Consider the following 25,047-nt stretch of genomic DNA (forward strand, 5'->3'; position numbering starts at 1 on the left):
AGCTTCAGAGTTGACGGAATCGTCATCAGGCCTTGACTGACGCTACTCTCGTAAGTGACGATTTCGTCATCACCTGGAAAGGAGCGGGACATGACCGATGGGCACGACCCGCACACCGGCCTGCACAGCGAGCAGGGTGCCTTGCGGGGCGAGCACCCGGGGCGGGCGCGCAACCCGGTCGTCAAGGTGCACGACCTGGCCTGGCTGGAGTTCCAGAAGCCCGATCTGGAGCGGGCCGAGGTCTTCGCCCGGGCCTTCGGCTTCACGACGTCGCTGCGCACCCAGGACGAGCTGCACCTGCGCGGCACCGACCCGGGTTCGCCCTGCGTGCTCATCCGCCGGGGGGCCCGTTCGCGGTTCATCGGCCCCGCCTTCAAGGCCGCCGAGCCGAACGACGTGCTGCGGCTCGCGGAGGCGACCGGGCGAACCATGGCGCGCCTGCCGGAGAGCCTCGGCGGGGTGACGGTGGATCTGGTCGACCCGAGCGGGGCGCAGGTCCGCGTGGTCGCGGACACGCATGAGCTTCCCGCGCTGCCCTCGCAGCAGCCCTTGACGTTCAACGTCGGACACGACGTGGCGCGAGTGAACGCCACCCAGCGGCCGCCGCGGGAGCCGGTCAAGGTGCAGCGGCTCGGTCACGTCGTGCTGCAGACGACCAGGTACCTGGAGACGCTCAACTGGTATCTCGAGCACCTGGGCCTGATCGTCAGCGACTTCCTCTACCACCAGGGACAGCGCGAGCGCGGCCCCGTCATGAGCTTCATCCGCTGCGACCGCGGCAGCACGGCCACCGACCACCACACGCTCGCGATGACGCTCGGCCCGGCCAACCGGTACGTGCACTCGGCATACCAGGTCCCCGACCTCGACTCGCTCGCCGCCGGAGGCGAGCACCTGCTCGACCGGGGCTACCAGCGGTCCTGGGGGATCGGCCGGCACATCCAGGGCAGCCAGATCTTCGACTACTGGCGCGACCCGGACGACTTCCTGGTCGAGCACTTCACCGATGGCGACCTGTTCGACTGCACGCTCGAGCCGGGCTGGGCACCGATGGCCGCCTCGGGGCTCGCCCAGTGGGGTCCGCCCGCCACCAAGGACTTCCTCGGCATGAGACCCGGCCGGGAATCGCTTCGCGAGCTGCGCGCGGTCATCGGCGCGCTGCGCGAGGACAACGAATTCGACCTCCACCGCCTCCGCGGCCTGATGAAAGCGTTCACCTCATGAGCACCTCCGTCCTGCGCACCGCCGACGCCTGGTGGGTGCTGACTCCCACCGGCGCCGCCAAGGTGCACACCAGCGCCACCACCACCGCCGAACTGCTGGCCGACCGGCCGGCGATCGACGCGGCCGCGACGAGCAGCGACACCGTCCCGGTGGACGACCTTGACCTGGTCTCCCCGGTGACGGCGCCCTGCCGCGTCGTCGCCCAGATGACGAACTTCGTCTCGCATGTCACGGACACGAACGGGAACCCAACGACCGTCCCCTTGACGTTCTTCCGCAAGACCTCGGGCTCGATCAGCGGCCCGTTCGCCGACGTGGTTCGCCCCGGCCACGTGACGTTGCTGGACTACGAAGTCGAGATCGGGCTCGTCTTCGGCCGCGAGCTGCCCGTCGGCACGAGCGTCACCGCGGACAACCTCGCCGACTACGTCGCGGGCCTCGTGGTCACCAACGACATCTCGGCCCGCGACGTCCAGCTCCCCAAGACCCAGTTCTACGAGGCCAAGTCCTACCCGACCTTCACCCCGGTCGGCCCCGCGCTGGTGCTGCTCGACGCCGACGAGCTCAAGCGGTTCACCGATCTGCGATTGAAGCTGTGGGTCAACGGCGAACTCCGGCAGAACATGACCGCCGCCGACATGATCTATCTCCCGGTCCAGGCGCTGCAGGCGCTGACCCGCTTCCAGCGGGTCGACCCCGGCGACCTGCTGCTGACCGGCACGCCCGTCGGGACGGCCCTGAGCGCGCCGCCGAAGCCGGTCGCGTTCGTCGCCTCGCTGCTGCCGCCCGCAGTGAAGTGGAAGATGTTCTTCAAGGGTCAGGCTCGCAACCCCAAGTACCTCAAGGATGGCGACGTCGTCGAGGCCACCATCGCCACCGACGACGGCGCCATCGATCTGGGCCGCCAGCGCACGGTCGTGAGGTACGCCGAATGACCGGGCCCCTGCTGTGGCCGGACTACGCCACGCCCGCCGACCTCACCGCGATCGAGGCCGTGCCGCTGGAGGCGCGGGGCCTGCCCGAGTCGACGTACGCGCTGCTGTCGCTGGCGGCGACGCGCTGGCCGGACCGCACGGCGCTCACCGTCCTGCCCGACGCCGCCCGCTGGCGTGAGCCGCTGCGCCGTACCTTCGCCGAATTCCTGGCCGACGTCCACCGGCACGCGAACCTGTTCCACGACCTCGGGGTGCGGCGGGGTGACGCGGTCGCCCTGATGTCGCCCAACTGCGCCGAGCTGATCACCGCGACGCTGGCCGCACAGCTCGCCGGGATCGCGGCGCCCCTGGGCGGCGGACTGTCGCGGCAGCACCTCGCCGAGCTCCTCCGGCGCTCCGGTGCCCGCGTGCTGGTCACGGCTGGACCCGAGCTCGCGCCCGACACGTGGGACACGGCGCGGGCGCTCGCCCGCGAGGGCCTGCTCGACGCGATCCTCGTGCTCCGGCCCACCGGGGCGGCGGACGCGCCCCAGCAGCTGCCGGCCATCGACGGCGTACGCGTCGGCTACCTCGGCGGGCTCGCGGCGCCCATGAATCCGGCCACCTTCGACGGTGCCCTGCCCCGGCCCTCCGACCTGGCCGCGATGTTCCACACCGGCGGCACGACCGGCGCGCCGAAGCTGGCCGCGCACACGCACGCCAACGAGGTCGCCGACGCGTGGATGCTGGCCGCCAGCTCCCTGTTCGATGAGGAGACCGCGGTCTTTGCGGCCCTCCCGCTGTTCCACGTCAACGCACTCGTGGTCACCCTGCTCGCGCCGCTGTTCAAGGGGCAGGCTGTGGTGTGGGCCGGTCCGCTCGGCTACCGCGACCCCGCGCTCTTCGGCGCGTTCTGGAAGATCGTCGAGCACTACCGGATCGCCGCCATGAGCGCGGTGCCCACCGTGTACGCCGTACTGGCGCAGGTTCCGATCGACGCCAACATCAGCAGCCTGCGGTTTCCGATGGTGGGGGCCTCGCCGCTGCCCGCCGCGGTCCGGGACAACTTCCAGGCCCACACCGGGATAATTCTGGTCGAGGGCTACGGGCTGACCGAGGCGACCTGTGCCAGCGCGCGCAGCTTCCCCGACGCGTCGCGGCCGGGCTCGGTCGGGCAGCGCCTGCCCTACCAGCAGGTGCGGGTCGTCGCCGCGGACGGCACGTGGGAAGACCGACCCGTCGGCGAGACGGGCGTGCTGGCCATCAACGGCCCGACGGTCTTCCCCGGCTACGTCATCGACCGGGACGAGAACGGCCACGTCCTGGACGGCCTTGGCAAGGTGGTCGACGGCTGGCTGGACAGCGGCGACCTCGCGCGCCTCGACGAGGACGGCTTCGTCTACCTCGCCGGCCGGGCCAAGGACCTCATCATCCGCGGCGGGCACAACATCGACCCCGCGATCATCGAGGACACGCTGCTGGCCCACCCGCAGGTCACCGCGGCCAGCGCGGTCGGGCGCCCCGACGTCCACGCCGGCGAGGTACCCGTCGCCTACGTCACCCTCGCGCCAGGCGCCATCGTGACGGAGGACGACCTGCGCGACTGGGCGAGCGACCAGGTGCCCGACCGCACCGCCGCGCCCAAGACCGTGACGATCCTCGACGAACTGCCCGTCACCGCCGTGGGCAAGCTCTACAAGCTCGCCCTGCGGAAGGACGCCGTCCGCGCGGAACTCCGTCCCGCGCTCGACCACATCCCTGGAGTACAGGACATCGAGGCCGCGATCGAGGGCAGCTCCATCGTGGCCACTGTGAAAATTCATCCCTCTGCCCAGGAGGAGGCCGTCAAGGCGATCCTGGGCCGGTATGCCATTGAATGGCGATTGGTGGTGGTGTCATGACGCTCGCTGCGGCCATCCTCGCGGTACTGCTCGCGCTGGTCTTCCTCGCCCTAGGAACGGCCAAGATGCTGGCCTTGCAACCGATGCGGGAGCTGGCCGCAAAGGCCGGTTTCTCCGTCGCCGCCTATCGCCGCATCGGCCTGCTCGAGGTCGCCGCGGTGATCGGACTGCTCATCGGCCTGTTCCAGCCGTTGATCGGCGTCCTCGCCGGGGCCGGGCTGCTGCTCCTGCTCGGTGGAGCCGTCGTCGTACACCTGCGTAAGGGTGACGGGCCGCGGAAGTACGGCCCGGCCGTCGTCTGCGGGCTCCTGGTCGCCACCTACCTCGTTCTTCAGCTGCTGGCGGCACAATGACAGTGGTTCCGGTGGTGATCGTCGGCGCCGGCCCCACCGGGCTCACCGCCGCGACGCTGCTCGCCCAGTACGGCGTCGAGTGCCTGATTCTCGAGCGGTGGGATTCGGTCTACCCCCAGCCCCGGGCCGTCGCCCTCGACGACGAGGTTCACCGCATCCTGGCGCGCCTCGGGCTGCGGGACGAGTTCGCCGCCATCTCCAGGCCCCACCGGGGTCTGCGTCTCCTCGACCGAAACATGCGGGTGCTCGCCGAGTTCCAACGCGACACGGCGGAGGGCCGGCACGGCTACCCCCAGGGGAGCATGTTCGACCAGCCGGAACTGGAGGCGATCCTCCGCCAGAATCTCAAGCAGTACGACGCCGTCACCCTTCGCGGCAACACCGAGGTCACCGCGCTGACCCAGGACGCCGGCGGCGTACGGATCGACGTTACCGACACGGCCACGGGCGAGCACGATGTCGTCCGCGCGGCGTACGTCCTCGGTTGCGACGGCGCCAACAGCCTGACCAGGGCCTCGATCGGCGCCACCATGCACGACCTCGGGTTCACGCAACGCTGGCTCGTCATCGATGTGGTCACCGAGGCCGACCTCGGCCAGTGGGAGGGCGTGCACCAGCTCTCCGATCCGGCCCGCGCCGGCACCTACATGCGGGTCGGGAAGACCCGCTACCGCTGGGAGTTCCAGCTGACGCCCGGCGAAACCGCCGACGACTACCGCGACATGGCCCGGCTGCATCCGTTGATCTCGCGGTGGACCGGGGACATCCCCGTCGCGGAGCTGGAGATCATCCGCGTCGCGGAGTACACCTTCCGCGCGCAGGTCGCCGACCGGTGGCGCGACCGGCGGGTGTTCCTGCTCGGCGACGCCGCCCACCTCACCCCACCGTTCATCGGCCAGGGCATGTGTGCCGGCCTGCGCGACGCCATGAACCTCGCTTGGAAACTCGCCGGCGTGCTCGGCGGAACCTCGCCCGAGACCGTGCTGGATACATACGAGATCGAACGCAAGCACCACGCCCGCGCCATGATCAGGCTGGCGAAGCTCATCGGTACGGCGATGACGGCCGGCGGCGAAGTGGGCAACGCCATCCGTCGCGCCGTGGCGCCACGGCTGCGTCTCATGCCCGGCCTCACGGGCCTCGCCTCGGACAGCCGGACACCGCCGCTGCACCGCTCCGACCTCGTGGCGCGGCCACGGCTGCGCCGCAGCCTCGCGGGCGGTCTGTGCCCGAACGCGGTCATCGACAGCCACCGCCGCTTCGACGACGTGGCCGGCGGCCGGTTCGCAATCGTCACGTCCATCGAGCCGTCCACGGCACTACGAGCCGACATCGAACGGCGCGGGGCGGTACTGATCACCGCCCGACCGGGCAGCGAACTGCACCGATGGTTGGGCACCGGCGCCGCTCGCGCAGCCGTCGTCCGCCCCGACGGCGCCGTTCTCCGTGCCAGCCGACGGCTGCTCCCCCGTACGATCGACGCTGTCCGGTCGGTCGGCGGGTGACCGAGAGCTCAGCCGCTCCAGCGATCGTGCTGGTCTTCTGCCGTGATCTACCAGCAGGTCTCCATCGAGGATGCCCCCCTTCACCTATCGGTCGTTGCCGATTTCTACCAGGCCGCATTCGTAGCCGAGAATGACCGCCTGCACCCGGTCCCGCAGCCCCAGCTTCGCCAGGATTCGGCCGAGGTGGGTCTTGACCGTGCTCTCGGAGACGAAGAGCGCCGCCGCGATCTCGGCGTTCGACAGCCCTCGCGCGACCAGGGTCAGCACCTCGCGCTCGCGCTCGGTCAGTGCCGCCAGCCGCCCGTTCATCTCCGGCCGGGGCGGGGTCTTGCCGAGGTAGTGCGCGAAGAGGCGGCGGGTGACGCTGGGTGCGGCCACCGCCTCGCCGGCGGCCACAACACGCACGGCGGAGATCAGGTCGGCGGCGAGCGCGTCCTTGAGCAGGAAGCCACTGGCTCCGGCGCGAAGCCCGGCCAGCACGTACTCGTCCAGGTCGAAGGTGGTCAGGATGATCACGCGGGCCGCGGGGGGGCCGAAGCGGATGCGGCGGGTGGTCTCGATGCCGTTCAGGCCCGGCATGCGCACGTCCATCAGGACGACGTCGGGCCGGCTGCGGGCCACCACGTCCAAGGCCTGCGACCCGTCGGCGGCCTCCCCGACCACCTCGATGTCGCCGGTCTCCTCCAGCACTAGCCGGAACCCGGTGCGCACCAGCGTCTGATCGTCGACCAGCACCACCCGTACGCTCATCGCTGTACCGACGTGATCTCGCGCGCCCGCAGCGGCAGCGTCGCGCACAGCCGGAACCCGCCGCCGTCGGCCCGGCCGGTTTCCAGTTCGCCCCCCAGCATGGCGACGCGCTCGGCGATGCCGCGCAACCCGTTGCCGCGTCCGTCCGCCCCGTCCGCCAGGCCCGTGCCGTCGTCGGCCACCTCCACCCGGAGCCGTCCGGGCTCGAATGCCAGCCGCAGCACCGCGCCGGCGCCCGGGCCCGCGTGCTTCAGCGTGTTCGTCAGGGCCTCCTGCACGATCCGGTACGCGGACAGATCGACCGCCGCGGGCACCGCTGCGGGCACCCCGTCGACGTGCAGCTCTATCCGCATTCCGGTGGACCGCAACTGATCGATCAGCGCGGGCACCGCGCCGAGGCCCGGCAGCGGGGTGAGTCGCGCGTCCTCGGCCGGATCGGTGCGCCCGGCGGCGAGCAGCCGGCGCATCTCGGCCAGCGCGGTCCGTCCGGTGGTGATCACGTGCTGCAGCGCGGTGGCGGCACGGTCCGGATGCCTGTCCAGCGCGGCGGACGCGCCCTGCGCCTGCACCACCATCACCGAAATCCCGTGCGCCACCACGTCGTGCAGCTCCCGGGTGATCCGGGCGCGCTCAGCCGCGACCGCCAGCACCGCCCGTTGCCGCTCCTCCCGGGCCAGGTCGGCGGTCCGCTGCTCGACCGCGGCCAGGTGCGCGCGCCGGCTGCGCATCGCGTCACCGACCGCGAACGCCGCGACCAGCAGCAGCCACAGCTCCGTGACCGCCTGGCCGACGTTGACCAGTCTGTCGACCGAGAACACCGGAACCGGCGGCGGCCCCGTCTTGACCGCCATCCTGACCGACGGGTCCTCGACCTGCCCTCGCAGGACCTGCTTGCCGGACCGCGCGAAATCCTGCTGTTCGACGTAGATCTGGCCGCCCAGCATCGTCGCGTACGTCAGGAGCATGGTGAGGACCAGCGCGGCGAGCGAGACCCGCCGGTTCCGGGCCACCGCGGCCACGGTGTACAGCACCAGCGGAAGCGCCAGATCGAGCAGCTGGAACTTGGTGTCGCTGAACAGATGGCCGAACACCCCGGCCCCGGTGAGGACCAGTGCCAGCGGGGGGTGCTGTTGTCTGACCAGCAGGCCGAGAACGATCAGCGCGGCGAACATCCACCACGGGCCACCCGCCGGGAGAGGCATCTTCTTCACGTACTCCGCCGCGACATCCGGGTTCGCCCGGGCCAGGAATTGCATCACCAGCCCGGGCCCCACGGTCAGCACGATCAGCACCAGCGCCAGGGCGGCGTCGGTCAGAAAGTGGCGCGGCACGAACCGGGGCACACTCTCATGGTAGGGAGCGGACGCGCCGGCAGCGTCCTACTCAGGTGCTACGTCCGCGGTACCGGCGGCGGCCGAAGGACCGACTCCGGTCCGACGAGTTGAATCGCTGCGGCGGGCACCGTGTAGCCATGACCAGAACAACGTCCACAGTGTTCCTCACCGCACTGCTCGTGGTCGGGTTCGCCGGATGCGACCGCGGCGGTTCTCCCTCCGGGGCGTCGAGCCCGTCGGCGTCCGCCTCGGTGGGCCGGCAGCAACTCCTCACCCTCGGCCAGGAGTGGGTCCAGTGCCTGCGCGACCACGGCCTGACTCGGATGCCGGACGCGGACCTCACCCCGGATGGATACCTCCAATTTCCACCACAGGGCGGGTACAACTGGAAGACGGACCTCCGCAACCGTCCGCAGGTCATCGAGGCGTGCAAGTCGATCGAGGACCGGTACCCTCCGACGGCGTTCCGGCCCAAGGACCAGGTCTCGGCCGAGGACCTGCGCAAACTCGGCGAGTACGCCAAGTGCATCCGCGAGCACGGCATCCCCGAGTTCCCGGATCCAAACGCCGCCGGCGAATTCGACCTCACCAAAACCTCGCTGGCGAACGGAATTCCGCCCCAGCAGTGGAACCCCGCGGCGCAGGCCTGCAGGCACATCTGGAGCGAAGGCCTCCGCATCCTGGACAACAACGGCGGAGGGAAGAAGTGAGCCGCCGGCGCGGGGCCGGCACGGTGCTCGCGGTCGCGGTGGCCGCGCCGCTCGCCGCTGGCATGGCCTACGCTGCCCGTTCGGTGCCGAACGCCCCCGACACACCCGCCGCGTCGGTGGCCATCGGAACCGCCGAGGTCACCCAAGGCACGCTCACCGAACGCGTCCAGGTCGGCGGCGTCCTCGGCTACGCCGGCTCCTACACGGTCGACCATCGGGGCGTGCCCGGCGTGCTGACCGCGGGGCCCGACTCGGGCGACACGATCGGACGCGGCGGCGTCCTCTACCGGGTGGCCAACGCGCCGGTGCGCCTCCTGCTGGGGGGTGTACCTGCCTACCGCGACTTCCGGTACCGAATGAGCGACGGCCCCGACGTACGCCAACTCGAGCGCAACCTGGTAGCCATGGGCTTCGACCCGTACCACCGGATCACCGTGGACCGGCACTTCAGCGCCGCCACGGCCACGGCGATCCGGCGCTGGGAGGCGTCCTGGGGGCGGCCGGCGTACCAGCGCACCGGACGGCTCGCCCAGGGCGAGATCGTCTTCCTGCCCACCCCGCTACGCGTCACCCAGCTGCAGATCCGGGTCGGCAGGACCGTCGGGCCCGGGACGACGGTGGTCACCGGAACGTCGACGAGCCGGGTGGTGACCGCCCAACTGGACACCGCGCAGCGCAGCACCGTTCACGTCGGTGACCAGGTCGAGGTCACCCTGCCGGACGCCGATCCGATCCGCGGTCGGGTCACCGCCGTCGGCGAGGTCGCGACGGCACCCCCCGCTGAAGCGGGCAACGGCCCCCCGCAGCCGGCGAGTCCCGACACGGCGACGGTCCCGCTCACCATCGCGGTCCGCCTGCCCCGCGGCTCCGGCCTGGACCAGGCGCCGGTGACCGTCGACGTCGTCACCGGCACCCGCCGCGATGTCCTGCTGATCCCGATCGCCGCACTGCTCGCGCGGCCGGGCGGCGGTTATCAGGTCCGCCTGACCGGCGGGAGCGCGGTCCAGGTGGAACCGGGCCGCTTCGACGAGAGCACCGGCCAGGTGGAGATCGTCCGCGGCCTCACCGCCGGCCAGACCGTGGAGGTGCCTGCCTCATGATCGACCACACCGAGCGGCACCCAGCGGCGGTGCACAACGACCTCACCGGCGAGGACCAGGACGGCATGGCAAAGGAGGCACAGCCATGACCGCCGTCCTGGAGCTGATCGACACGCGCAAGGTCTACCCCGGCAGACCGCCGGTCGAGTCGCTGCGCGGCGTCAGCCTCACCGTGCACAGCGGCGAACTGGTCGCCGTGGCAGGCCCGTCCGGCTCCGGCAAGACCACGTTGCTCAACCTCGCCGCCGGCCTGGACCGCCCGTCCGGCGGCTCCGTACGCATCGCTGGCCACCCGGTCGAGAAGCTGCGCGACGGGCAGCTCTCCGGCGTGCGTGCGCACCTCCTCGGGGTCGTCTTTCAGCAGTTCTTCCTGCTGGAGCGGCTGAGTGCGGTAGAGAACGTGGCGACCGGCCTGCTCTACCGCGGGGTGCCGGCCGCCGAACGCCGGCGTGCCGCCCACGCCGCATGCGAGCGGGTCGGCCTGGCCCACCGCGCCGACTTCCCCGCCGCACATCTGTCCGGCGGCGAGCGGCAGCGGGTGGCGATCGCCCGCGCGCTGGTCGGCCGCCCCGCCGTGGTGCTCGCCGACGAGCCCACCGGCAACCTCGACTCGGTGACCGGCGCCGAGATCGTCGAACTGCTGCGCGAGCTCAACGATGACGGCGTCACCATCGTGGTGATCACGCACGACGAGCGGGTCGCCGCGGCGATGCGGCGCCGCATCCAGTTGCGGGACGGCCTGGTGGTCCGAGACAGCGGGGGTGCGTCGTGAGGTCTCGACTGCGCGTCGCCGACCTGCTGCCGGTGAGCACCGTCGGACTGCGGTCGAGGCCCGGCCGGGCGGCACTGTCCATCCTCGGGGTGGCGATCGGGATCGCGGCCATGGTGGCCGTGCTCGGCGTCACCCGGTCCAGCCAGGCCGACGTGCTCGCCCGCATCGACCGGGTCGGCACCAACCTGCTCACCGTGGCCAACGGCAAGACCATCCGCGGGGAGGAGGCCAAGCTGCCGGTGACCGCGGGCACGGCGGTGGCGCGTACCGATGGGGTGCTCACCTCGGCGGCGACCGCGACGCTCGACGAACGGATCTACCGCAACGACCGGATACCGCCCGGGCGCACCGGCGGACTGTCCGTGCGGGTCACCGACCCGGCGCTGCTCGCCACACTGGACGGCACCCTGGTGGACGGCCGCTTCCTGGACACGGCGCTGGCCCGTTATCCGGCGGTGGTGCTCGGCCACTACGCCGCCACGTCGCTGGGCATCCACCGCGTCACCGGCCACCCACAGGTCTACCTCGGCCACCGCTGGTACACAGTGGTGGGCATCATGGCGCCGGTCGAGCTGGCGCCCGAGCTGGACGCGTCGGCGCTGATCGGCGCGCCGGTGGCAGCCGCCCAATTCGGGTACGACGGCAACCCGACCCGGATCTTCGTGCGGGCACAGACCGAGCGCACCGACGAGGTGGCCAGCCTGCTGGGGCGGGCGGCCAACCCGGCCAACCCCGAGGAGGTCGCCGTGAGCCGGCCCTCCGAAGCGCTCACCGCCCGGATCGCGGTCACCGGCGGAGCCACCATTCTGCTGCTCGGTCTCGGCGCGGTGGCGCTGCTGGTGGGCGGCATCGGCATCGCCAACGTGCTGGTGATCTCGGTCCTAGAGCGGCGCGGCGAGATCGGGCTGCGCCGGGCACTGGGCGCCACCCGGCGGCACGTCGCGGCCCAATTCCTGGTCGAGTCGCTGCTGCTGGGCGCGGGCGGCGGCGCTGCGGGGGTGTTGCTGGGCAGCGCGGTCACGTACGCGATGGCCACCGTCCGCGGCTGGCAGATCCTCGTGCCGGCCGCCGCGATCGGCGCGGGACTGGCCACTGCCATCCTCATTGGAGGGCTGGCGGGCGTCTACCCCGCTCTGCGGGCTGCCCGGCTCTCTCCTGCCGTGGCCCTGCGAACCGCTTGAGCGCCGGCATCCCGCCGCTTGAGGTAGCACGGATCCGGGCCGCCAGCGCCCAGAAGGACGACTCGACGGTCCGGATCCGCGGCAGGCGCCCCTCCTGATACGTCGTCGCAAACTGTGGTTCCGGCTACGCGTTTGCCACCCACGACTATTGCGGCCGTGGATCGCGGTCGGGTCCTTGTGCCAGCCGCCGCGCTCCGCCCGCCTAGTTGTTGCGGTTCATGACCTTGCTGCCGCTGGGTCGCCACGAGTCGACAGGGGCGTCGCTCGAGACGCAGCACACCCGGGCGAACCGACCCTCGCTTGCGTCGTGCCCTGGATCGAAGACCGGCTGGACTTCCTGATCGACATTCACGACTATGGGACGCCACTCGCGCGCCCTGGCCCGGTCGGATGATGACCGATTCGGGCCGCGGATGCTCGTCGCGTCAAAGTCGCCCCTGAGCGGGCTCCCCGTTGCAGGATGGGCCGAGCGTGACCACGTTGAGCCTTTTCCAAGCTGATCTTGCAGCTCATGGCGGGTGCGGCGAGCCCGGAGATCGATGAGGGCGAGGCTCCAGGTAAGACAGCAGTCGACCAAGATCCGATGCCCCGACCGGGAGCCTCGCCTGTGCTGTCTTACCCCTCCACGATCTCGCTGTCCAGCCGAACCCTGAACCACCTCGCTGACCTCATCCGCCAGCACCGTAACCAGCATCGATCCCGGTGGCGGCGTCTCGGTCCGGGTCGACAGGCACTACTCGCCCTGGCCCACCTGCGCAACGGTGACACCTACACCCGGCTCGCCGCCGGGTTCGAGGTCGGTGTCGCCACCGCCTGGCGGTACGTGCAGGAAGCGATCATGCTGCTCGCAGCGGTCGCCGAGGACCTGGCCACGGCGATGCGGCGCATCCGGCAACTGGCGTACGCGATCCTGGACGGCACGCTGATTCCGATCGACCGGATCGCCGACCAGAAGCCGTATTACTCCGGCAAGCACAAGAGGCACGGCGTGAACGTGCAGGTCATCGCCGACGCCGCGGGCCGCCTCGTGTGGGCCTCACCGGCACTGCCGGGCTCGGCGCACGACCTCACCGCCGCCCGCATTCACGGCATCATCGACGCGCTGACCAGCGCGGAGGTGATGACCTTCGCCGACAGGGCTACCAGGGGGCTCGGGGCAGCGTGCGCACGCCGTTCAAGCGGCGCCGCTTCCGGCCGAAGCTGTCGCGCCGGCAGAAGGCGGTCAACCGGGCGCACGCGAGAGTCCGTGCTCGTGGCGAACGAGCCATCGCCACGCTCAAGACCTGGAAGATCCTGGCCAAGCTGCGCTGCTGCCCGCGCCGCGCCACCGCGATTGTAGGCCATCGTCGTCCTGCACCACGTCGAAGCGAACCGCTACGCAGGATGAAAATGGCTCGCTCCATCACGTTCCTCGGTCGCTGACAGGCGCTGACGGCGCGGCGGCTCAGGGATTGAACCCATTGACCGGAGCCGTTGCAACGCCAGTCCCTGCCGGCCAGGGCTGACGGTGGGCGGGTTTCCCTGAGCCTGTGGTGCGCCGCGACCGTCAGAGTTTCCCAAGCGATGGAGCGAGGCGCCGACTTGATTACCCCAGCCAACGCCCTGTCCACACGGGACGAGCTTGCTCTCCTGGTCCAAGCACTCGTGTTCGCTCAGGCGATGAACCGGCTGATGACCGCGGACGCCGAAGTCTGAACGTTCGCGACTCCAGGGGGCCGCGGCGTCGACCAGGTGACCACGCGCTCGCCCGACGTCGCCGGGAGCGGGCTGCTCCCAATCTGCTCCCAATGTAGGGGGCAAATGGCGAGAAGCCCGTTACCAGAGCTTCCGGTGACGGGCTTCTGACCTGCATATATCGATCGCGGGCGATACAGGGATCGAACCAGTGACCTCTTCGGTGTGAACCGGGACACCGCACCGCCTCTGACCAGTGGAAACGTGGAACAGCAGGTAGGGGCGGGTGCCATTGAGTGCAGTTGGGCGCCGTTCGCTGCCGTTCAGCGCCGTTCAGCGCACCCTGTTGCTCCCAACCCGCTCCCAATCACCCGTCGATAGGCCGTGGGAGTTCAGGTGGGCGGGGGGAATCGAACACATGTTCCAAGCACACCTGCTGGAAACAGGTATGCATGCGTTGAAGATAGCACTGTGGACCGCGTCAGCACCTCCTTGAAAGCGAGCCTGTTGTTGCCCCCGGATGACGGCGGTACGCACCTACCGCCGGGCCTGGCCGAGGCCGCCGAGCAGGACCGTGGACAGGTAGTGCACAACAGGGTGCCGTGTTGGACACGTGCTGCCGACCATCGATAGGGTCGGCACGGCGTGCCGGGAAGTCTGGTCGGCGAATTGATCGTGTCCGTACCAGAGTTCTGCGAGGTGTTGAGTCGTGCGCGCTGCTGAGTTTGCCGTGAGTACGTCGGTCCCGCCGCTCCAACACGCGGGAGGGACACGGTGAGTTCGCCTTCGCCCGTCGTGGCCGCACATGATGTGGTCAAACACTATGGCCAGGTCCATGCCGTCGACGGGGTCAACTTCACCGTGACCCCCGGAGAGATCTATGCGTTACTGGGACTCAACGGGGCCGGTAAGACGACGACGATTCGCGTGCTGCTGTCGATGATCAAGCCCACGTCCGGGACGGTGACCCTGTTCGGCGAACGCGTCACACCCGGCGCGACGCACCTGTGGTCACAGGTCGGCTACCTGGTCGAGACCCCGACCGCGTACCCGGAACTGACGGTCCGGCAGAACCTGGCAGTTGCCGCGCGGCTCAAACACCTGCCCGCCGCTGCCGCCGATGAGGCCGTCGAGCGGCTCGGACTGCGGCCGTATGCCGACCGGCGGTCGCGGGACCTGTCGCTGGGCAACCGGCAGCGGCTCGGTCTGGCCAAGGCGCTGCTGGGCCAGCCAGGTCTGCTGATCCTCGACGAGCCGGCCAACGGCCTTGATCCGGCGGGGGTCACCGAGGTCCGGCAACTGCTCAAGGACCTGGCGGCGGGCGGCACGGCGATCCTGCTCTCCAGCCACATTCTGGCCGAGGTCGCCAAGCTGGCCACCCGCATCGGCATCATCCATCACGGCAAGATGATCACCGAGATGGCTGCGGCGGACCTGGCCCTGCATGCCCGGCGCCGATTGGAGGTCGCCTGCCGAGACCTTCACGCCGCCGTACGGATCCTCGGCGAGGCGGGGTACTCGCCGCAGACATCCGGGCGCCTGCTAACGCTGATGGCGGCTGACGCCGTGGAATCCCCGGACCGGATCGCCACCGTACTGGTGGAAGGCGGCTGCCCACCTACCCACCTGACGGTCCGCGAGGACGACCTGGAGACCGTGTTCCTGCGCCTGACCGGACAGGAGACGAGCCGATGAGCGCCGCCCTCTACGCCGAATGGGTCAAGCTGGTCCACTCGCGGCTGTGGTGGATCACCCTGCTGGCGATCACCGTCGGTGCCGCAGCGGGCGGGCTGTTCATGTTCATCTCGCTGCACCCGGACAAGGCCCGCGACCTGGGCCTACTCGGCGCGAAGGCGCAGCTGGCGACGCTGGACCCAACATGGCCGTCCTACCTCGGGCTGCTGGCACAGATCGCCGCCGTCGGCGGGATCGGGGTCTTCGGCATGATCATCGTGTGGATCTTCGGGCGGGAGTTCGCCGACCACACCGCCAAGGATCTCCTCGCGTTGCCGACCCGTCGGGGGGCGGTGGTGGCCGCGAAGTTCACGGTCGCGTCCGTATGGTGCCTGGCGCTGACCGTCTATCTCCTGGCGGCCGGCACAGCGATCGGAACGCTGTTGGGCATACCCGGCCTTGACCTGGGCACGTGGGCGTCCGGGGCGGGGCGGCTCATCATGACAGCCGCGCTGACCATCGGGCTGAGTACAGTGTTCGGTCTGGCCGCCAGCATCGGACGGGGCTACCTCGCCGCCGTCGGGGTCCTGTTCGCCGTGTTGTTCACCGCGCAAATCGTCGCCGCGCTGGGTTACGGGCCGTGGTTCGCGTTCTCCGTCCCGGCGCTGCACGCCGGGATCACCGGCGACCAGGACCACCCCACCGCAGCCGGGTACGCCTCCGTCGCACTGGTGGCGATCCTCAGCGGGTGGGCGACGGCCCGCTGGTGGCAGCGCGCCGACCACGCCAACTGACCAGAGGACGGCGAGCCTCGGGATTCCGCCAGATACCGCGCATGGGTTATGTTGTGCGCCGGTGTGCCGGGAAGCCTGGTCGGCAAAGCGTTTCCTTGCCGGACCCCTCCCGTGGAGCACACCCATGATGACCCAGATCCTGCTCGCCGCCGCCGGTCTCGTACTGCTCACTCTGGCCGCTGACCATCTCGTTCTCGGCGCATCACGGCTGGCCGCACGGATGCGCATCAGTCCGGTCGTCGTCGGCGTCGTCGTGATCGGCCTGGGCACCTCGGCACCGGAGTTCCTCGTGTCAGGCGTGGCGGCCGCCCGCGGTGACGCGGGCATCGCCCTGGGCAACATCACCGGCTCCAACATCCTCAACCTGACCCTGATCCTCGGCGTCGCCGCGCTCATAGCGAAGGTGGCGGTCGCATCGACGGTCATTCGCCGCGAGGTGCCACTCGCGGTTGCCGCAGTTGTCTTGTTCGGATTTCTGGCCTGGGCCGGACTGACGGTCGCCGTCGGTGTCGTCCTCGTCCTCGCAGCCGTCGGCGCCTTGTGGCTCCTGGTCCGCTGGGCGGGCGAGGGCCGCAACACTGAGCTGGCCAAACAGACCCTCGAATACGCCGAAGGCGATCCCGAAAGCGGTATGGAGCCGGCCGCCGTCGCCGCGCTTCCTGAACGCGCCCGGTGGCAACCGCCGACCTGGTTCGAGCCAGTCCGCGCCGTGCTCGGCCTGGCCGGCGTCCTGGCCGGGGCGCAGCTGCTGGTGGCCAACGCCTCGGCGATCGCCGTCGAGCTGGGCGTGCCGCAGCTGATCATCGGGTTCACGCTGGTCGCATTGGGCACCTCACTGCCGGAGCTGGTGACCACGATCCAAGCGCAGCGGCGTGGCGAGTCCGACCTCGTGGTCGGCAACCTGTTCGGGTCGAACCTGTTCAACAGCCTCGCCGGTGGCGCCGTGGTCGCCTTCGCCGCACGCGGCAGCGTCCCGGCCGCAGGCGTGGCCCTCCTCCTGACAATGATCTTTACTGGGGTGGTGGCGTGGGCGCTGCTGCGCCGTGGCCTGACCTTGACCCGCGCCGAAGGGGCGGCGCTTCTCGCCGCGTACGTGCTGACCATGCCGCTGCTGCTAACCGCCTGAGCCTCGGCGTGGCGTCACCTGCCCGCCTGCCGAACCTCGGCAAGATCATCGCAGGGTAGTCGTCCGGGAGCCGCCCTAGAACCAGAACAGGGAGCACACGAATGCTGTATGGCATGACCAGCGATATCGCCGTGCTGGCCGAGGGCTTGACCAAGTTCTACGGCTCCCGGCGCGGCATCGAAGACCTCACTTTGGACGTCCGCACCGGCGAGGTGATGGGCTTCCTCGGCCCGAACGGCGCCGGGAAGACCACCACCATCCGCCTGCTGCTCGACTTCCTGCGCCCCACCCGCGGCCACGCCCGCATCCTCGGCATGGACCCGCGCAAGGACAAGGCAGTTCTGCACCGGCAGATCGGCTACCTGCCCGGCGAACTCGCCTTCCCCGCCCGGGAAACCGCCAAGGAGCTCCTGCGGTTCTTCGGCGACGCCCGCGGCGGCGTGCCATGGACCGCCGTCACCAGGCTCGCTGACCGCCTCGACCTCGACCTGTCCCGGCCGGTGCGGGCGATGTCGAAAGGCAACAAACAGAAGGTCGGCCTGGTGCAGGCGTTCATGCACCAACCGGCCCTGCTGATCCTCGACGAGCCGACCAGCGGCCTGGACCCGCTAATGCAGCAAGAGTTCCTAGCCATGGTCCGCGACGCCCGCGACAACGGCCAAACCGTGTTCATGTCCTCGCACATGCTCGCCGAAGTCCAGTCCACCGCCGACCGGGTCGCCATCGTCCGCAACGGGCAACTGGCCGCCGTCGAGAAGGTCGAATCCCTCGGCCGTCGCGCGGTCCGCAGCGTCGAAATCCACTTCGGCGACCCGGTGCAGCCGGCCGACTTCGCCGGCCTGCCCGGCGTCACCAAGGTCGAGGTCGCCGGACCGGTGCTGCGCTGCACCGTCGACGGCCGCCTCGACCCGCTGATCAAGGCCGCCGCCCGGCACGAGGTCATCGACATGCTGTCGGCCGAACCGGACCTGGAAGAGACATTCCTGTCCTACTACTACACGGGAGAAGGTGCGAGCGATGCTGCCGCCGCTGGTGCGTAAGACCTGGCGCGACGACCGCCGCGCCATCATCGGCTGGACCGTCGGCGTCGGCGCGTTCACCGCCATCTACACCGGCTTCTACAGCAAGTTCCAGGGCGCCGCCGAACTCAAGCAGAACGCGCTGCCGCAAGGAATGCTCGACTTCCTCGGCATCGCCGACATGCTCTCCCCCGCCGGCTACCTGCAAGCGACCGTCTTCTCCCTCATCGGCCCGCTTCTGGTGCTCATGTGCGCAGTCACGCTCGCCGCCCGCACCATCGCCCGGCCCGAGGAGGACGGCGGCATGGAAATGCTGCTGGCCAACCCGCTGTCGCGCAAGGCGTTCGCGATCCAGCGCCTGACAGCCGCCGCCGCCGCGATCACGCTGGTCGCCGTCGTGCCGTGGATCCTGCTCAGCATCCTGGTCCCGGCGATCGGCATGGACGTGCCGCTGGGCAACGTCGCCGCCGCCTGCCTCGGCCTCGCGCTCCTGGCGTGGTGCTTCACCGGCATCGCCTTCCTCGCCGGGGCCGTCACCGGCAAACGCGGGACCGTCCTGGCGGTCACCGGCGTGCTCGGAGTGGCCACCTACATGGCCAACGCACTATCGAACCTCAGCGACGGCGCGAACTGGCTGAAATGGCTCTCGCCGTTCTACTACTTCATCGGCACCGACCCCCTGCACACCGGCTGGCACCCCGGACCCCTGCTCCTGTTGGCCGGGATCGGCATCTCCACTGCGGTCGCCGGAGTCATTCAGTTCGACCGCCGCGACGTCGGCGTCTGACCCACCCGAAGGGTGGCCGCCACCGCCTGGTGGCGGCCACCGCTGGCCAAGGAAGACGCGATGAGCCCTGTTCCGCAACCACTCACCGAGCAGTGCGCCGCGCTGCTACAGCTCCCGCCCGGGACACAGCGGCGTAAGGAAGCGACCTCCCTCGGCCGCCACGCCGCCGACAGCACACACAGCATCGACGATCTCGTGACAGTCATGCTCAGCGCCGCCACCAGCACCTGGACCAGCCGCACGCCAACACGTGACGAGACCCCCACAGCTGTGCACGCCCGTGCCGCAGACCTACTCGACACGACCGCCGACATCCTCAATGCCGCCACCACAGGCTTTCACGACCACATCCGCCGCCAGCTCGCCGACCACGACGACCAGCGCACCGAGTTCGTCAACGACCTGCTCACCGGACGAGCCGACCCCGGACACCTCGCCGAACGCGCCCACCGCTACGGCATCCGCCTGTCCGGAACCCACGTCGTCACGGTCGCCGCAAGCACTTCCTTCACCGACAACATCGTGCGCGACATCGACGCCGCCCTCGCCTCCCGCTACGGGTCCGGCAACACCCTCACCACCCTGCGCGACGGGCACCTCGTCTGCATCAGCACCGGCGGCCTGCGCGGACTCCCCGCCGAACTTGCCCACCACCTGCTCACCCACCTCAGCGCGGGAACCTGGCAGATCGGCGTCGGCCGCCCCCACCCAGGCATCAACGGCATCGCCACCTCCCTGCAAGAAGCCCGCAACACCCTCGACCTGGCCGGCAAGCTCGGCTTTGCCGCCCCCGTCCTACACGCCGCCGACCTGCTCGTCTTCCCCGTGCTCCTGCGTGATCGCGAGGCCATCACCGATCTGGTCACCACAGTTCTCGGCCCGCTGCAACAAGCGCGCGGCGGCGCCCAGCCCTGCCTCGACACGCTAACTGTGCTATTCGATAACCAGGGCAACTACACGGCGACCGCCCGCCAGATGCACCTGTCCGTACGCGCGGTCACCTATCGCCTCGACCGTATCCACGCCCTCACCGGCTACCACCCCAGCGAGCCCACCCAACGATTCACGCTGCATACCGCCGTGCTCGGAGCCCGCCTGCTCGGCTGGCCCACCGAGGAGCCCACCAACTAGCGGCAAATCGGCTGGCTGCATGGGTCTGTCAGCACATACACAAGCGAGGCATCGTCCAAGACTGATGCGTCGCGGGGACTTGCGCGTCCGAGGTCCAACATCATCGATATTCACACGGTGATCGCTCAACGGGAGATCCAGCTCTGCTTGCCGGGGTAGCAGACCACCGTCCAAGACAGCCGTCGAAGGTCTTGTCACTTGAGCGATCTCCGGCGGGTGCTTGCGATATACCCTCCGCGTGACGGTGCGGGGTGAAGTGCGACCGGCATCGAAGTCGCCTGAGCTGGCACACGACCTGCCGAGTTTGCGGTTCAGGTACCGGTCCCATGACGGGCACCTGGAAGGGGGCGGCGACCTGGCCCACTGTTCGCCGAAGGCCGACCAGCGGGATCCGAGGAACTTGACCTCTTTGGACGGCTCACCACGCAGAACCGAGCGAGCACGATCAGCTACATCATCTGGCACAAGGAACAGGTACCCACACGGCAGGCGGAGCGCGGCCCCGACTTCGTCGACCGGCTGCACTGGACCACCGAACATCCAGCGGCGGTCAGGATCGCCCACACGGTGCTGGGAGCAACCCGATAACCGAGCCTGAGGAGTTCGCCCTGCACTCGGCGGTGACCCCAGGTCGGGTTCTCCCGGCCCAGGCGCAGCACCAGGGCGCGGATCTCCGCTCGTATCGGTGTGCCCGGGTCGTCGTTTCGGGTAGGTCCACTTCCGGCCGACCAGATTGCGGTGCCATCGCGGCAGGGTGGCCGGGGTGACGAAGAACGTCGACCAATGGGTACGCGGCAGCAGCCGCGACATGGCTGACAGCACCTGTGGGGCTCGAATACGGGGTTGGGCCGTCTGAAATGCGGTTCTGTGCGAACTCGAGCCCGGTGCAGCCGTCATGCTTGGTGGCCATGACCGCGTCGTTGGTGTACCTGCTCCTGCGCCAGGTCCTACAGATGTTGTCCCAGATCGCCCGCGATGACGGGGCCAAGGATGTGGAGATTCTGGTGCTCCGCCATCAGGTGGCGGTGCTGCGCCGCCAGGTGACCCGCCCCGACCTCGAACCGGCCGACCGGGTGGTGCTGGCTGTGTTGTCGCGGCTGTTGCCCGCCCTCGCTGTCAACGTTCTTCGTCACCCCGGCGACCCGGTTGCGGTGGCACGTGACCTGTTTGCCCGGCGGTGGACGTACCTGCATGCCCGGCCGGGCCGGCCACCGGTCGACGCGCAGGTCCGCGATCTGGTGCTGCGACTCGCGTCGGAGAACCCGTCGTGGGGGCACCGCCGCATCCAGGGTGAGCTTCTCGGCTTGGGCTACCGAGCCGCGGCCAGCGCGGTGTGGAAGATCCTGCACAACGCCGGGTTCGACGGCACCCCGGCGGTCCGGGCCGACCTGGAAACAGTGGTCCACCGGGGTCGGATCACCAAGCAGGGCAACCAGTTGGTGCGGTGGGCCGCGGTGGAAGCCGTGCAACGCCTGCACGGCGGCCCACTGGGTTCCACCCGGGCCAGGTTGGCCGAGCGGCGCGGCGTGAACATCGCCAAGGTCGCGGCCGCCCGCAAGCTGCTCACGCTGGTCTACTACGGGCTGCGCGACGGGCACATCCGTTGCCTAGCCCGAGCGGCGTGAGCATGGGCCCGGCGCAGCCAGGACGCGAGGCCGACTGCGGTTTGACCCCACCACCGGTGGCGTTGTCGACCTGATTTGATTGACCCCGCCTGGCTGCGGCCGTACCACTCCATACCGCCCACGCCGGCGGCGAAGGGATGAACGGCAACCGGGTAGCCCCGGTCGAGCCACAACCGTCAGACGCTGGAGAACACGGCAACCCACAACACGCAAGCCGTGGTATTTGCCTCGCCGTTGTCGCCGTCGGCGCCAGGTCAGGCAACGGTGACCTCGACGATGGGAACGTGATCTCGGCCAATCGCGAAGTAGTCCTGGTCGGAGCCGTCGACCTCGTAGCCGCAGAATCGCATCAGCCGCCGCGCGAGGCGTGGGTGGCGTTGCGCGTACTCGACCATGGCCCGGCCCGACTCGGTCGGCGGCAACGGTGCGGCGGTCGCCGCCGTGCTTTGCCCGCCCACCTGGATTGTGATGGCCGGATGTTGCTGGATGTTGCGGAACCACTGGGCGCGTGGGCCGTAGCCGGAGGCCAGATGATAGATCCGACGTTCCGGGTCGTGGCCGACGATCTCGAGCACAACCCGCCTGCGTCGGCCGGTCTTCCGGCCCGTGTGGGGTGAGCAGCAGGAATCGTCGGCCCAGCAGCGAACCCAGGTGCATGCGGTAGAGCCAGATCGGGGTGCGAAACAGGATCCGCCGCAGTCCCGTCGGAGGTTCGGGGTCAGCGATCTTGCGTATCATGCCAACACCTCGCTGCCGCACGCCGGATGACCTCCACACCGTTCCTACACCCGGGCCGCCCGCCGGTCCACCGTGTCATCAGGGGACGGTGAGGGCGGCGTAGTCGGCCGCGGTGAGGGGCTCCACCGACAGGGAACCATCGGCTCGCGGAACGCCCAGTGGCTGCCCGTGACGCGTGAACGCCACGGTGTCGATGTCGTCGCGGGCGGCCAGGGTGCGCACGATCTGCCCCAAGGCGAGGACGGCGTCGCTGCGGCCCGTCTCGTCCCCGGCCTCGCGGATGTCGACGTCGGCGCGTGCGCCGGTCTGCCGGGCTGCGGCGACGGTCACCGCTCCGGGCAGCGCGCTGGTGAGGCCCTTGTCCCGTTCGTCGGCGGTGGGGCCGGCGAGCAGGTGCTGCAGGTGGCCGTCGAGTGTAGGTGTCGTGTCGACCCGTCGGACGATCGGTACCAGGCGGTCGTCTCGCACGAAGTAGAGCAGCTCGTCCACGCGGCCGGATGGTGCCGTCGAGCCGCCGGTCGCCGGAGTGGGGAACGGGCCCGGGGGTGGCTGAACGGCGCGGGGGTTGTCCTCGGTGGGAACGCCACACCCCGCCAGCAGCGCGAGGACCAGGAGGAGAGAAAAGTAGCGGCGGGTCATGGCAGGCTCCCGGGCAGTTCGACACGGAAACGGGCGCCGCGGCCGGGGCGCTCGCCGACGGAGGCATGGCCGTCGTGGGCGGCGGCGTGCTGGGCGACGAGGGCCAGCCCGAGGCCGGTGCCGTCGCTGCCGGCCCGGGCGTGGGCGGCGCGGCCGCGGACGAAACGGTCGAAGATGGCGGTCCGATCCTCGACGGGAACTCCGGGGCCTTCATCGTCGACCTCGATGACACCGACCGGGCCGCGGTGGGACAGGTGCACGGCGACCGGTCCGCCGCCATAGCGGATGGCGTTGTCCAGCAGGTTCGCCAGGACCTGCTCGATGCGACGCTGGTCGACCCGCCACGTGGTGGGCGTCCCGGGGCTGACGCGCAGGAGGGTGTCCGGGAGCGAGCGGGCGCGGCAGGCTCGACGGGCGAGTGCCGACACGTCGACGGGTTCGCGGTGGGCGGGCTGGTCGCTGCGGGCCAGTTCGATCAGGTCGTTGACCAGGTGCTGGAAGCGGGAGATCTCCTCGGCGACGAGTCCGGCGGCGGTGGCGGTGCGGTCGTCGAGCCGAGCGCGCCGGCGATCGAGGACGCTGGCCGCCGCCGCCAGGGTCTGCAGGGGCGAGCGCAGTTCGTGGCTGACATCGGCGGCGAACCGTCGGTCCCGTTCGATGCGCCGGGCGAGCTGATCCACCATGCGGTTGAACGAGGTCGACAACCGGGTCAGATCGGGGTCGGTGGCCGGATCGAGACGGGCGGTGACGTTGCCGGCGGCGATCTTCTCCGCCGCGTCGGCGACTGCGGTCAGCGGTCGCAGACTGTGACGGGTGGCGTACCAGCCGAACGCCGCACCCGAACCGGCGACCATGATGGCGACCGCGGTCAGGGCGAGCGCCAGGACCTGGAACGTGTCCTCCAGTTCCCGCAGGTTGGTGAGTTCGTAGTAGCTGGTCCCCTGGGCCAGCGGCACCCCGACGAGGAGGGTGGGTTGCCCGTCGACGCGTACCCGCTGTACGGCGGGCTTTCCGGACCGGACGAGGCGTTGCAGGTCAGCGGGGATGGCTGCGGTGTTGCCGGCGTCGGCGGTGCGGGCGTACCACTTGCCGTCGAGGTGCAGCAGTGCCCGGCGGGTGCCGCCGGTGTCCAAGGAGCGAAGGACCTCCACGACGTCGGGGGTGTCGGTGTCCAGTCCGGTTCGCACGACCGCGGCGTCGAAGTACGCGGCCCGCAGCGCGGTGCGCTCGCGTTCCTCTAGCAGTGAGCGTCGGGTGAGGTCGTAGGAGACCAGCGCCATGACCGCCGACAGCAGCAGCGCGCCGACGGCGAAGCCGGCGGTGACCCGGGCGCGCAGTCCGAGACGCCTCATCGCTGCAGCTTGTAGCCGAGCCCGCGCAGGGTGACCAAATGCCGTGGGTCTGCCGGATTGGGCTCGATCTTCTGCCGCAGCCGGCCGACGTGCACGTCGACGAGGCGTTCGTCCCCGGTGTCGTAGCCCCAGACCCGCTGTAGCAGCTGCTGGCGGGAGAGCACCCGGCCGGCGTGCTCGGCCAACTCGCACAGCAGCCGGAACTCGGTGCGCGTGACGGGGATCGGCTGCCCGTCCCGGCGCACCTCCCCCGCTTCCGGGCTGATTTCCAGCTCACCGAACGCCAACACGGGGGCGGGTGCGACAGCAGTGCGGGCCCGGCGACGCAGGGCCCGCAGCCGCGCGGACAGCTCCTTGATCGCGACCGGCTTGACGACGTAGTCGTCGGCGCCGGCTTCCAGCGCAGCGACGATGTCGTGGGTGTCGTCGCGGGCGCTGACCACGACGATGGGTACGTCGTCGTCGCGGCGCAGCTGCCGGATGCACTCGAAGCCGTCCAGGCCCGGCAGCATGAGGTCGACCAGGATGTTGTCGGCCGGCTGGCGGCGGTGCAGCCGCAGCCCTTCCTCCGCGGTGGCCGCTCCGTGCGCGGTGTAGCCCTCGTCTTCCAGTGCGAGCAGCAGCGCCAGACGGATGCGGTCGTCATCCTCGATCACCAGTACGGCCGTCATATCGGCATCATCCCTGGCACCTGCTCAGACGCCCAACCGTGTCCGGCCGTCCCGGGATTTGTCACGGAACTGT

General features: G+C 70.1%; 22 protein-coding genes and 1 pseudogene. 17 read left to right on the forward strand and 6 right to left on the reverse strand.

The features are described from left to right. Positions 1 to 90 precede the first annotated feature (90 nt). The 5 genes from OG799_RS16085 to OG799_RS16105 are packed head-to-tail and all read left to right on the forward strand — an operon-like array spanning position 91 to position 5,897. On the forward strand, positions 91 to 1,224 hold the full coding sequence (locus OG799_RS16085) for a VOC family protein (RefSeq protein ID WP_406045839.1): 1,134 nt from the start codon (positions 91 to 93) through the stop codon (positions 1,222 to 1,224). Further along, a complete protein-coding gene (locus OG799_RS16090; protein WP_406045840.1) occupies positions 1,221 to 2,159 on the forward strand; it encodes a fumarylacetoacetate hydrolase family protein in 939 nt (312 codons plus the stop codon). Before OG799_RS16085 ends, OG799_RS16090 begins: the two co-directional genes overlap by 4 nt. After that, positions 2,156 to 4,039, forward strand: a complete 1,884-nt coding sequence (locus OG799_RS16095; protein ID WP_406045841.1) for an acyl-CoA synthetase — start codon at positions 2,156 to 2,158, stop codon at positions 4,037 to 4,039. Before OG799_RS16090 ends, OG799_RS16095 begins: the two co-directional genes overlap by 4 nt. Then, positions 4,036 to 4,392, forward strand: a complete 357-nt coding sequence (locus OG799_RS16100) for a DoxX family protein (RefSeq protein ID WP_406045842.1) — start codon at positions 4,036 to 4,038, stop codon at positions 4,390 to 4,392. The genes OG799_RS16095 and OG799_RS16100 overlap by 4 nt, the downstream gene beginning before the upstream one ends. 11 nt (positions 4,393 to 4,403) lie before the next feature. Beyond that, positions 4,404 to 5,897, forward strand: coding sequence for a bifunctional 3-(3-hydroxy-phenyl)propionate/3-hydroxycinnamic acid hydroxylase (locus tag OG799_RS16105; protein WP_406045843.1), 1,494 nt, complete (start codon positions 4,404 to 4,406; stop codon positions 5,895 to 5,897). 84 nt (positions 5,898 to 5,981) lie between these two features. On the opposite strand, the gene OG799_RS16110 is transcribed toward OG799_RS16105, so the two are convergent. Then, positions 5,982 to 6,647 carry a response regulator gene (locus OG799_RS16110; protein WP_406045844.1) on the reverse strand — a complete coding sequence of 222 codons (666 nt, stop codon included), beginning with the start codon at positions 6,645 to 6,647 and terminating at the stop codon, positions 5,982 to 5,984. Further along, a complete protein-coding gene (locus OG799_RS16115; RefSeq protein ID WP_406045845.1) occupies positions 6,644 to 7,990 on the reverse strand; it encodes a sensor histidine kinase in 1,347 nt (448 codons plus the stop codon). Before OG799_RS16115 ends, OG799_RS16110 begins: the two co-directional genes overlap by 4 nt. Positions 7,991 to 8,118: 128 nt before the next feature. On the opposite strand from OG799_RS16115, the gene OG799_RS16120 reads away from it, so the two are divergent. The 12 genes and pseudogenes from OG799_RS16120 (at position 8,119) to OG799_RS16175 (ending at position 21,574) form a co-directional block, all read left to right on the forward strand. After that, positions 8,119 to 8,691 (forward strand): hypothetical protein, encoded by a 573-nt coding sequence (locus OG799_RS16120; RefSeq protein ID WP_406045846.1) that lies wholly within the window; start codon positions 8,119 to 8,121, stop codon positions 8,689 to 8,691. Next, positions 8,688 to 9,791, forward strand: coding sequence for an HlyD family efflux transporter periplasmic adaptor subunit (locus OG799_RS16125; RefSeq protein WP_406045847.1), 1,104 nt, complete (start codon positions 8,688 to 8,690; stop codon positions 9,789 to 9,791). The genes OG799_RS16120 and OG799_RS16125 overlap by 4 nt, the downstream gene beginning before the upstream one ends. Before the next feature lie 85 nt (positions 9,792 to 9,876). Next, positions 9,877 to 10,563, forward strand: a complete 687-nt coding sequence (locus tag OG799_RS16130; protein WP_406045848.1) for an ABC transporter ATP-binding protein — start codon at positions 9,877 to 9,879, stop codon at positions 10,561 to 10,563. Continuing rightward, the gene (locus tag OG799_RS16135; protein WP_406045849.1) at positions 10,560 to 11,744 is read left to right on the forward strand and encodes an ABC transporter permease; all 1,185 of its coding nucleotides are present in this window, start codon (positions 10,560 to 10,562) and stop codon (positions 11,742 to 11,744) included. The genes OG799_RS16130 and OG799_RS16135 overlap by 4 nt, the downstream gene beginning before the upstream one ends. A gap of 607 nt (positions 11,745 to 12,351) precedes the next feature. Continuing rightward, positions 12,352 to 13,131: pseudogene (locus OG799_RS16140) on the forward strand (transposase family protein). A 1,082-nt stretch (positions 13,132 to 14,213) separates the two neighbouring features. Beyond that, complete coding sequence (locus OG799_RS16145; RefSeq protein ID WP_406045850.1) at positions 14,214 to 15,113, forward strand: ABC transporter ATP-binding protein; 900 nt, start codon at positions 14,214 to 14,216, stop codon at positions 15,111 to 15,113. Continuing rightward, positions 15,110 to 15,886: an ABC transporter permease gene (locus OG799_RS16150; protein ID WP_406045851.1), complete on the forward strand. Its 777-nt coding sequence runs from the start codon at positions 15,110 to 15,112 to the stop codon at positions 15,884 to 15,886. Before OG799_RS16145 ends, OG799_RS16150 begins: the two co-directional genes overlap by 4 nt. A 124-nt stretch (positions 15,887 to 16,010) precedes the next feature. Continuing rightward, the gene (locus tag OG799_RS16155) at positions 16,011 to 17,012 is read left to right on the forward strand and encodes a calcium/sodium antiporter (RefSeq protein WP_406045852.1); all 1,002 of its coding nucleotides are present in this window, start codon (positions 16,011 to 16,013) and stop codon (positions 17,010 to 17,012) included. 113 nt (positions 17,013 to 17,125) lie between these two features. Further along, the gene (locus tag OG799_RS16160) at positions 17,126 to 18,052 is read left to right on the forward strand and encodes an ABC transporter ATP-binding protein (protein WP_406045853.1); all 927 of its coding nucleotides are present in this window, start codon (positions 17,126 to 17,128) and stop codon (positions 18,050 to 18,052) included. Then, positions 18,030 to 18,818, forward strand: coding sequence for an ABC transporter permease subunit (locus OG799_RS16165; RefSeq protein ID WP_406045854.1), 789 nt, complete (start codon positions 18,030 to 18,032; stop codon positions 18,816 to 18,818). The genes OG799_RS16160 and OG799_RS16165 overlap by 23 nt, the downstream gene beginning before the upstream one ends. Before the next feature lie 12 nt (positions 18,819 to 18,830). Beyond that, positions 18,831 to 19,949 carry a PucR family transcriptional regulator gene (locus tag OG799_RS16170; RefSeq protein ID WP_406045855.1) on the forward strand — a complete coding sequence of 373 codons (1,119 nt, stop codon included), beginning with the start codon at positions 18,831 to 18,833 and terminating at the stop codon, positions 19,947 to 19,949. Between the two features lie 908 nt (positions 19,950 to 20,857). Then, positions 20,858 to 21,574 carry a helix-turn-helix domain-containing protein gene (locus OG799_RS16175; RefSeq protein ID WP_406045856.1) on the forward strand — a complete coding sequence of 239 codons (717 nt, stop codon included), beginning with the start codon at positions 20,858 to 20,860 and terminating at the stop codon, positions 21,572 to 21,574. Positions 21,575 to 21,828: 254 nt separating this feature from the next. On the opposite strand, the gene OG799_RS16180 is transcribed toward OG799_RS16175, so the two are convergent. The 4 genes from OG799_RS16180 to OG799_RS16195 all read right to left on the reverse strand — a co-directional run bounded on the left by OG799_RS16180 (position 21,829) and on the right by OG799_RS16195 (position 24,974). Further along, the gene (locus OG799_RS16180) at positions 21,829 to 22,296 is read right to left on the reverse strand and encodes a nitroreductase family deazaflavin-dependent oxidoreductase (protein ID WP_406046302.1); all 468 of its coding nucleotides are present in this window, start codon (positions 22,294 to 22,296) and stop codon (positions 21,829 to 21,831) included. 94 nt (positions 22,297 to 22,390) lie between these two features. After that, complete coding sequence (locus tag OG799_RS16185) at positions 22,391 to 22,951, reverse strand: GerMN domain-containing protein (protein ID WP_406045858.1); 561 nt, start codon at positions 22,949 to 22,951, stop codon at positions 22,391 to 22,393. Further along, positions 22,948 to 24,303 (reverse strand): sensor histidine kinase, encoded by a 1,356-nt coding sequence (locus tag OG799_RS16190; protein WP_406045859.1) that lies wholly within the window; start codon positions 24,301 to 24,303, stop codon positions 22,948 to 22,950. Before OG799_RS16190 ends, OG799_RS16185 begins: the two co-directional genes overlap by 4 nt. Beyond that, the gene (locus OG799_RS16195) at positions 24,300 to 24,974 is read right to left on the reverse strand and encodes a response regulator transcription factor (protein WP_406045860.1); all 675 of its coding nucleotides are present in this window, start codon (positions 24,972 to 24,974) and stop codon (positions 24,300 to 24,302) included. Before OG799_RS16195 ends, OG799_RS16190 begins: the two co-directional genes overlap by 4 nt. Between the last annotated feature and the right edge of the window lie 73 nt (positions 24,975 to 25,047).

Origin of the sequence: Micromonospora sp. NBC_00898 (assembly GCF_045207895.1) — a bacterium.
GTDB lineage: Bacteria > Actinomycetota > Actinomycetes > Mycobacteriales > Micromonosporaceae > Micromonospora.

Excerpts from the sequence above, each read along its gene's own strand:
- OG799_RS16085 (WP_406045839.1), top strand. The coding sequence starts at position 91 with ATGACCGATGGGCACGACCCGCACACCGGCCTGCACAGCGAGCAGGGT.
- OG799_RS16090 (WP_406045840.1), top strand. The coding sequence starts at position 1,221 with ATGAGCACCTCCGTCCTGCGCACCGCCGACGCCTGGTGGGTGCTGACT.
- OG799_RS16095 (WP_406045841.1), top strand. The coding sequence starts at position 2,156 with ATGACCGGGCCCCTGCTGTGGCCGGACTACGCCACGCCCGCCGACCTC.
- OG799_RS16100 (WP_406045842.1), top strand. The coding sequence starts at position 4,036 with ATGACGCTCGCTGCGGCCATCCTCGCGGTACTGCTCGCGCTGGTCTTC.
- OG799_RS16110 (WP_406045844.1), bottom strand. The coding sequence starts at position 6,647 with ATGAGCGTACGGGTGGTGCTGGTCGACGATCAGACGCTGGTGCGCACC.
- OG799_RS16120 (WP_406045846.1), top strand. The coding sequence starts at position 8,119 with ATGACCAGAACAACGTCCACAGTGTTCCTCACCGCACTGCTCGTGGTC.
- OG799_RS16130 (WP_406045848.1), top strand. The coding sequence starts at position 9,877 with ATGACCGCCGTCCTGGAGCTGATCGACACGCGCAAGGTCTACCCCGGC.
- OG799_RS16150 (WP_406045851.1), top strand. The coding sequence starts at position 15,110 with ATGAGCGCCGCCCTCTACGCCGAATGGGTCAAGCTGGTCCACTCGCGG.
- OG799_RS16155 (WP_406045852.1), top strand. The coding sequence starts at position 16,011 with ATGATGACCCAGATCCTGCTCGCCGCCGCCGGTCTCGTACTGCTCACT.
- OG799_RS16160 (WP_406045853.1), top strand. The coding sequence starts at position 17,126 with ATGACCAGCGATATCGCCGTGCTGGCCGAGGGCTTGACCAAGTTCTAC.
- OG799_RS16165 (WP_406045854.1), top strand. The coding sequence starts at position 18,030 with ATGCTGCCGCCGCTGGTGCGTAAGACCTGGCGCGACGACCGCCGCGCC.
- OG799_RS16175 (WP_406045856.1), top strand. The coding sequence starts at position 20,858 with ATGACCGCGTCGTTGGTGTACCTGCTCCTGCGCCAGGTCCTACAGATG.
- OG799_RS16185 (WP_406045858.1), bottom strand. The coding sequence starts at position 22,951 with ATGACCCGCCGCTACTTTTCTCTCCTCCTGGTCCTCGCGCTGCTGGCG.
- OG799_RS16190 (WP_406045859.1), bottom strand. The coding sequence starts at position 24,303 with ATGAGGCGTCTCGGACTGCGCGCCCGGGTCACCGCCGGCTTCGCCGTC.
- OG799_RS16195 (WP_406045860.1), bottom strand. The coding sequence starts at position 24,974 with ATGACGGCCGTACTGGTGATCGAGGATGACGACCGCATCCGTCTGGCG.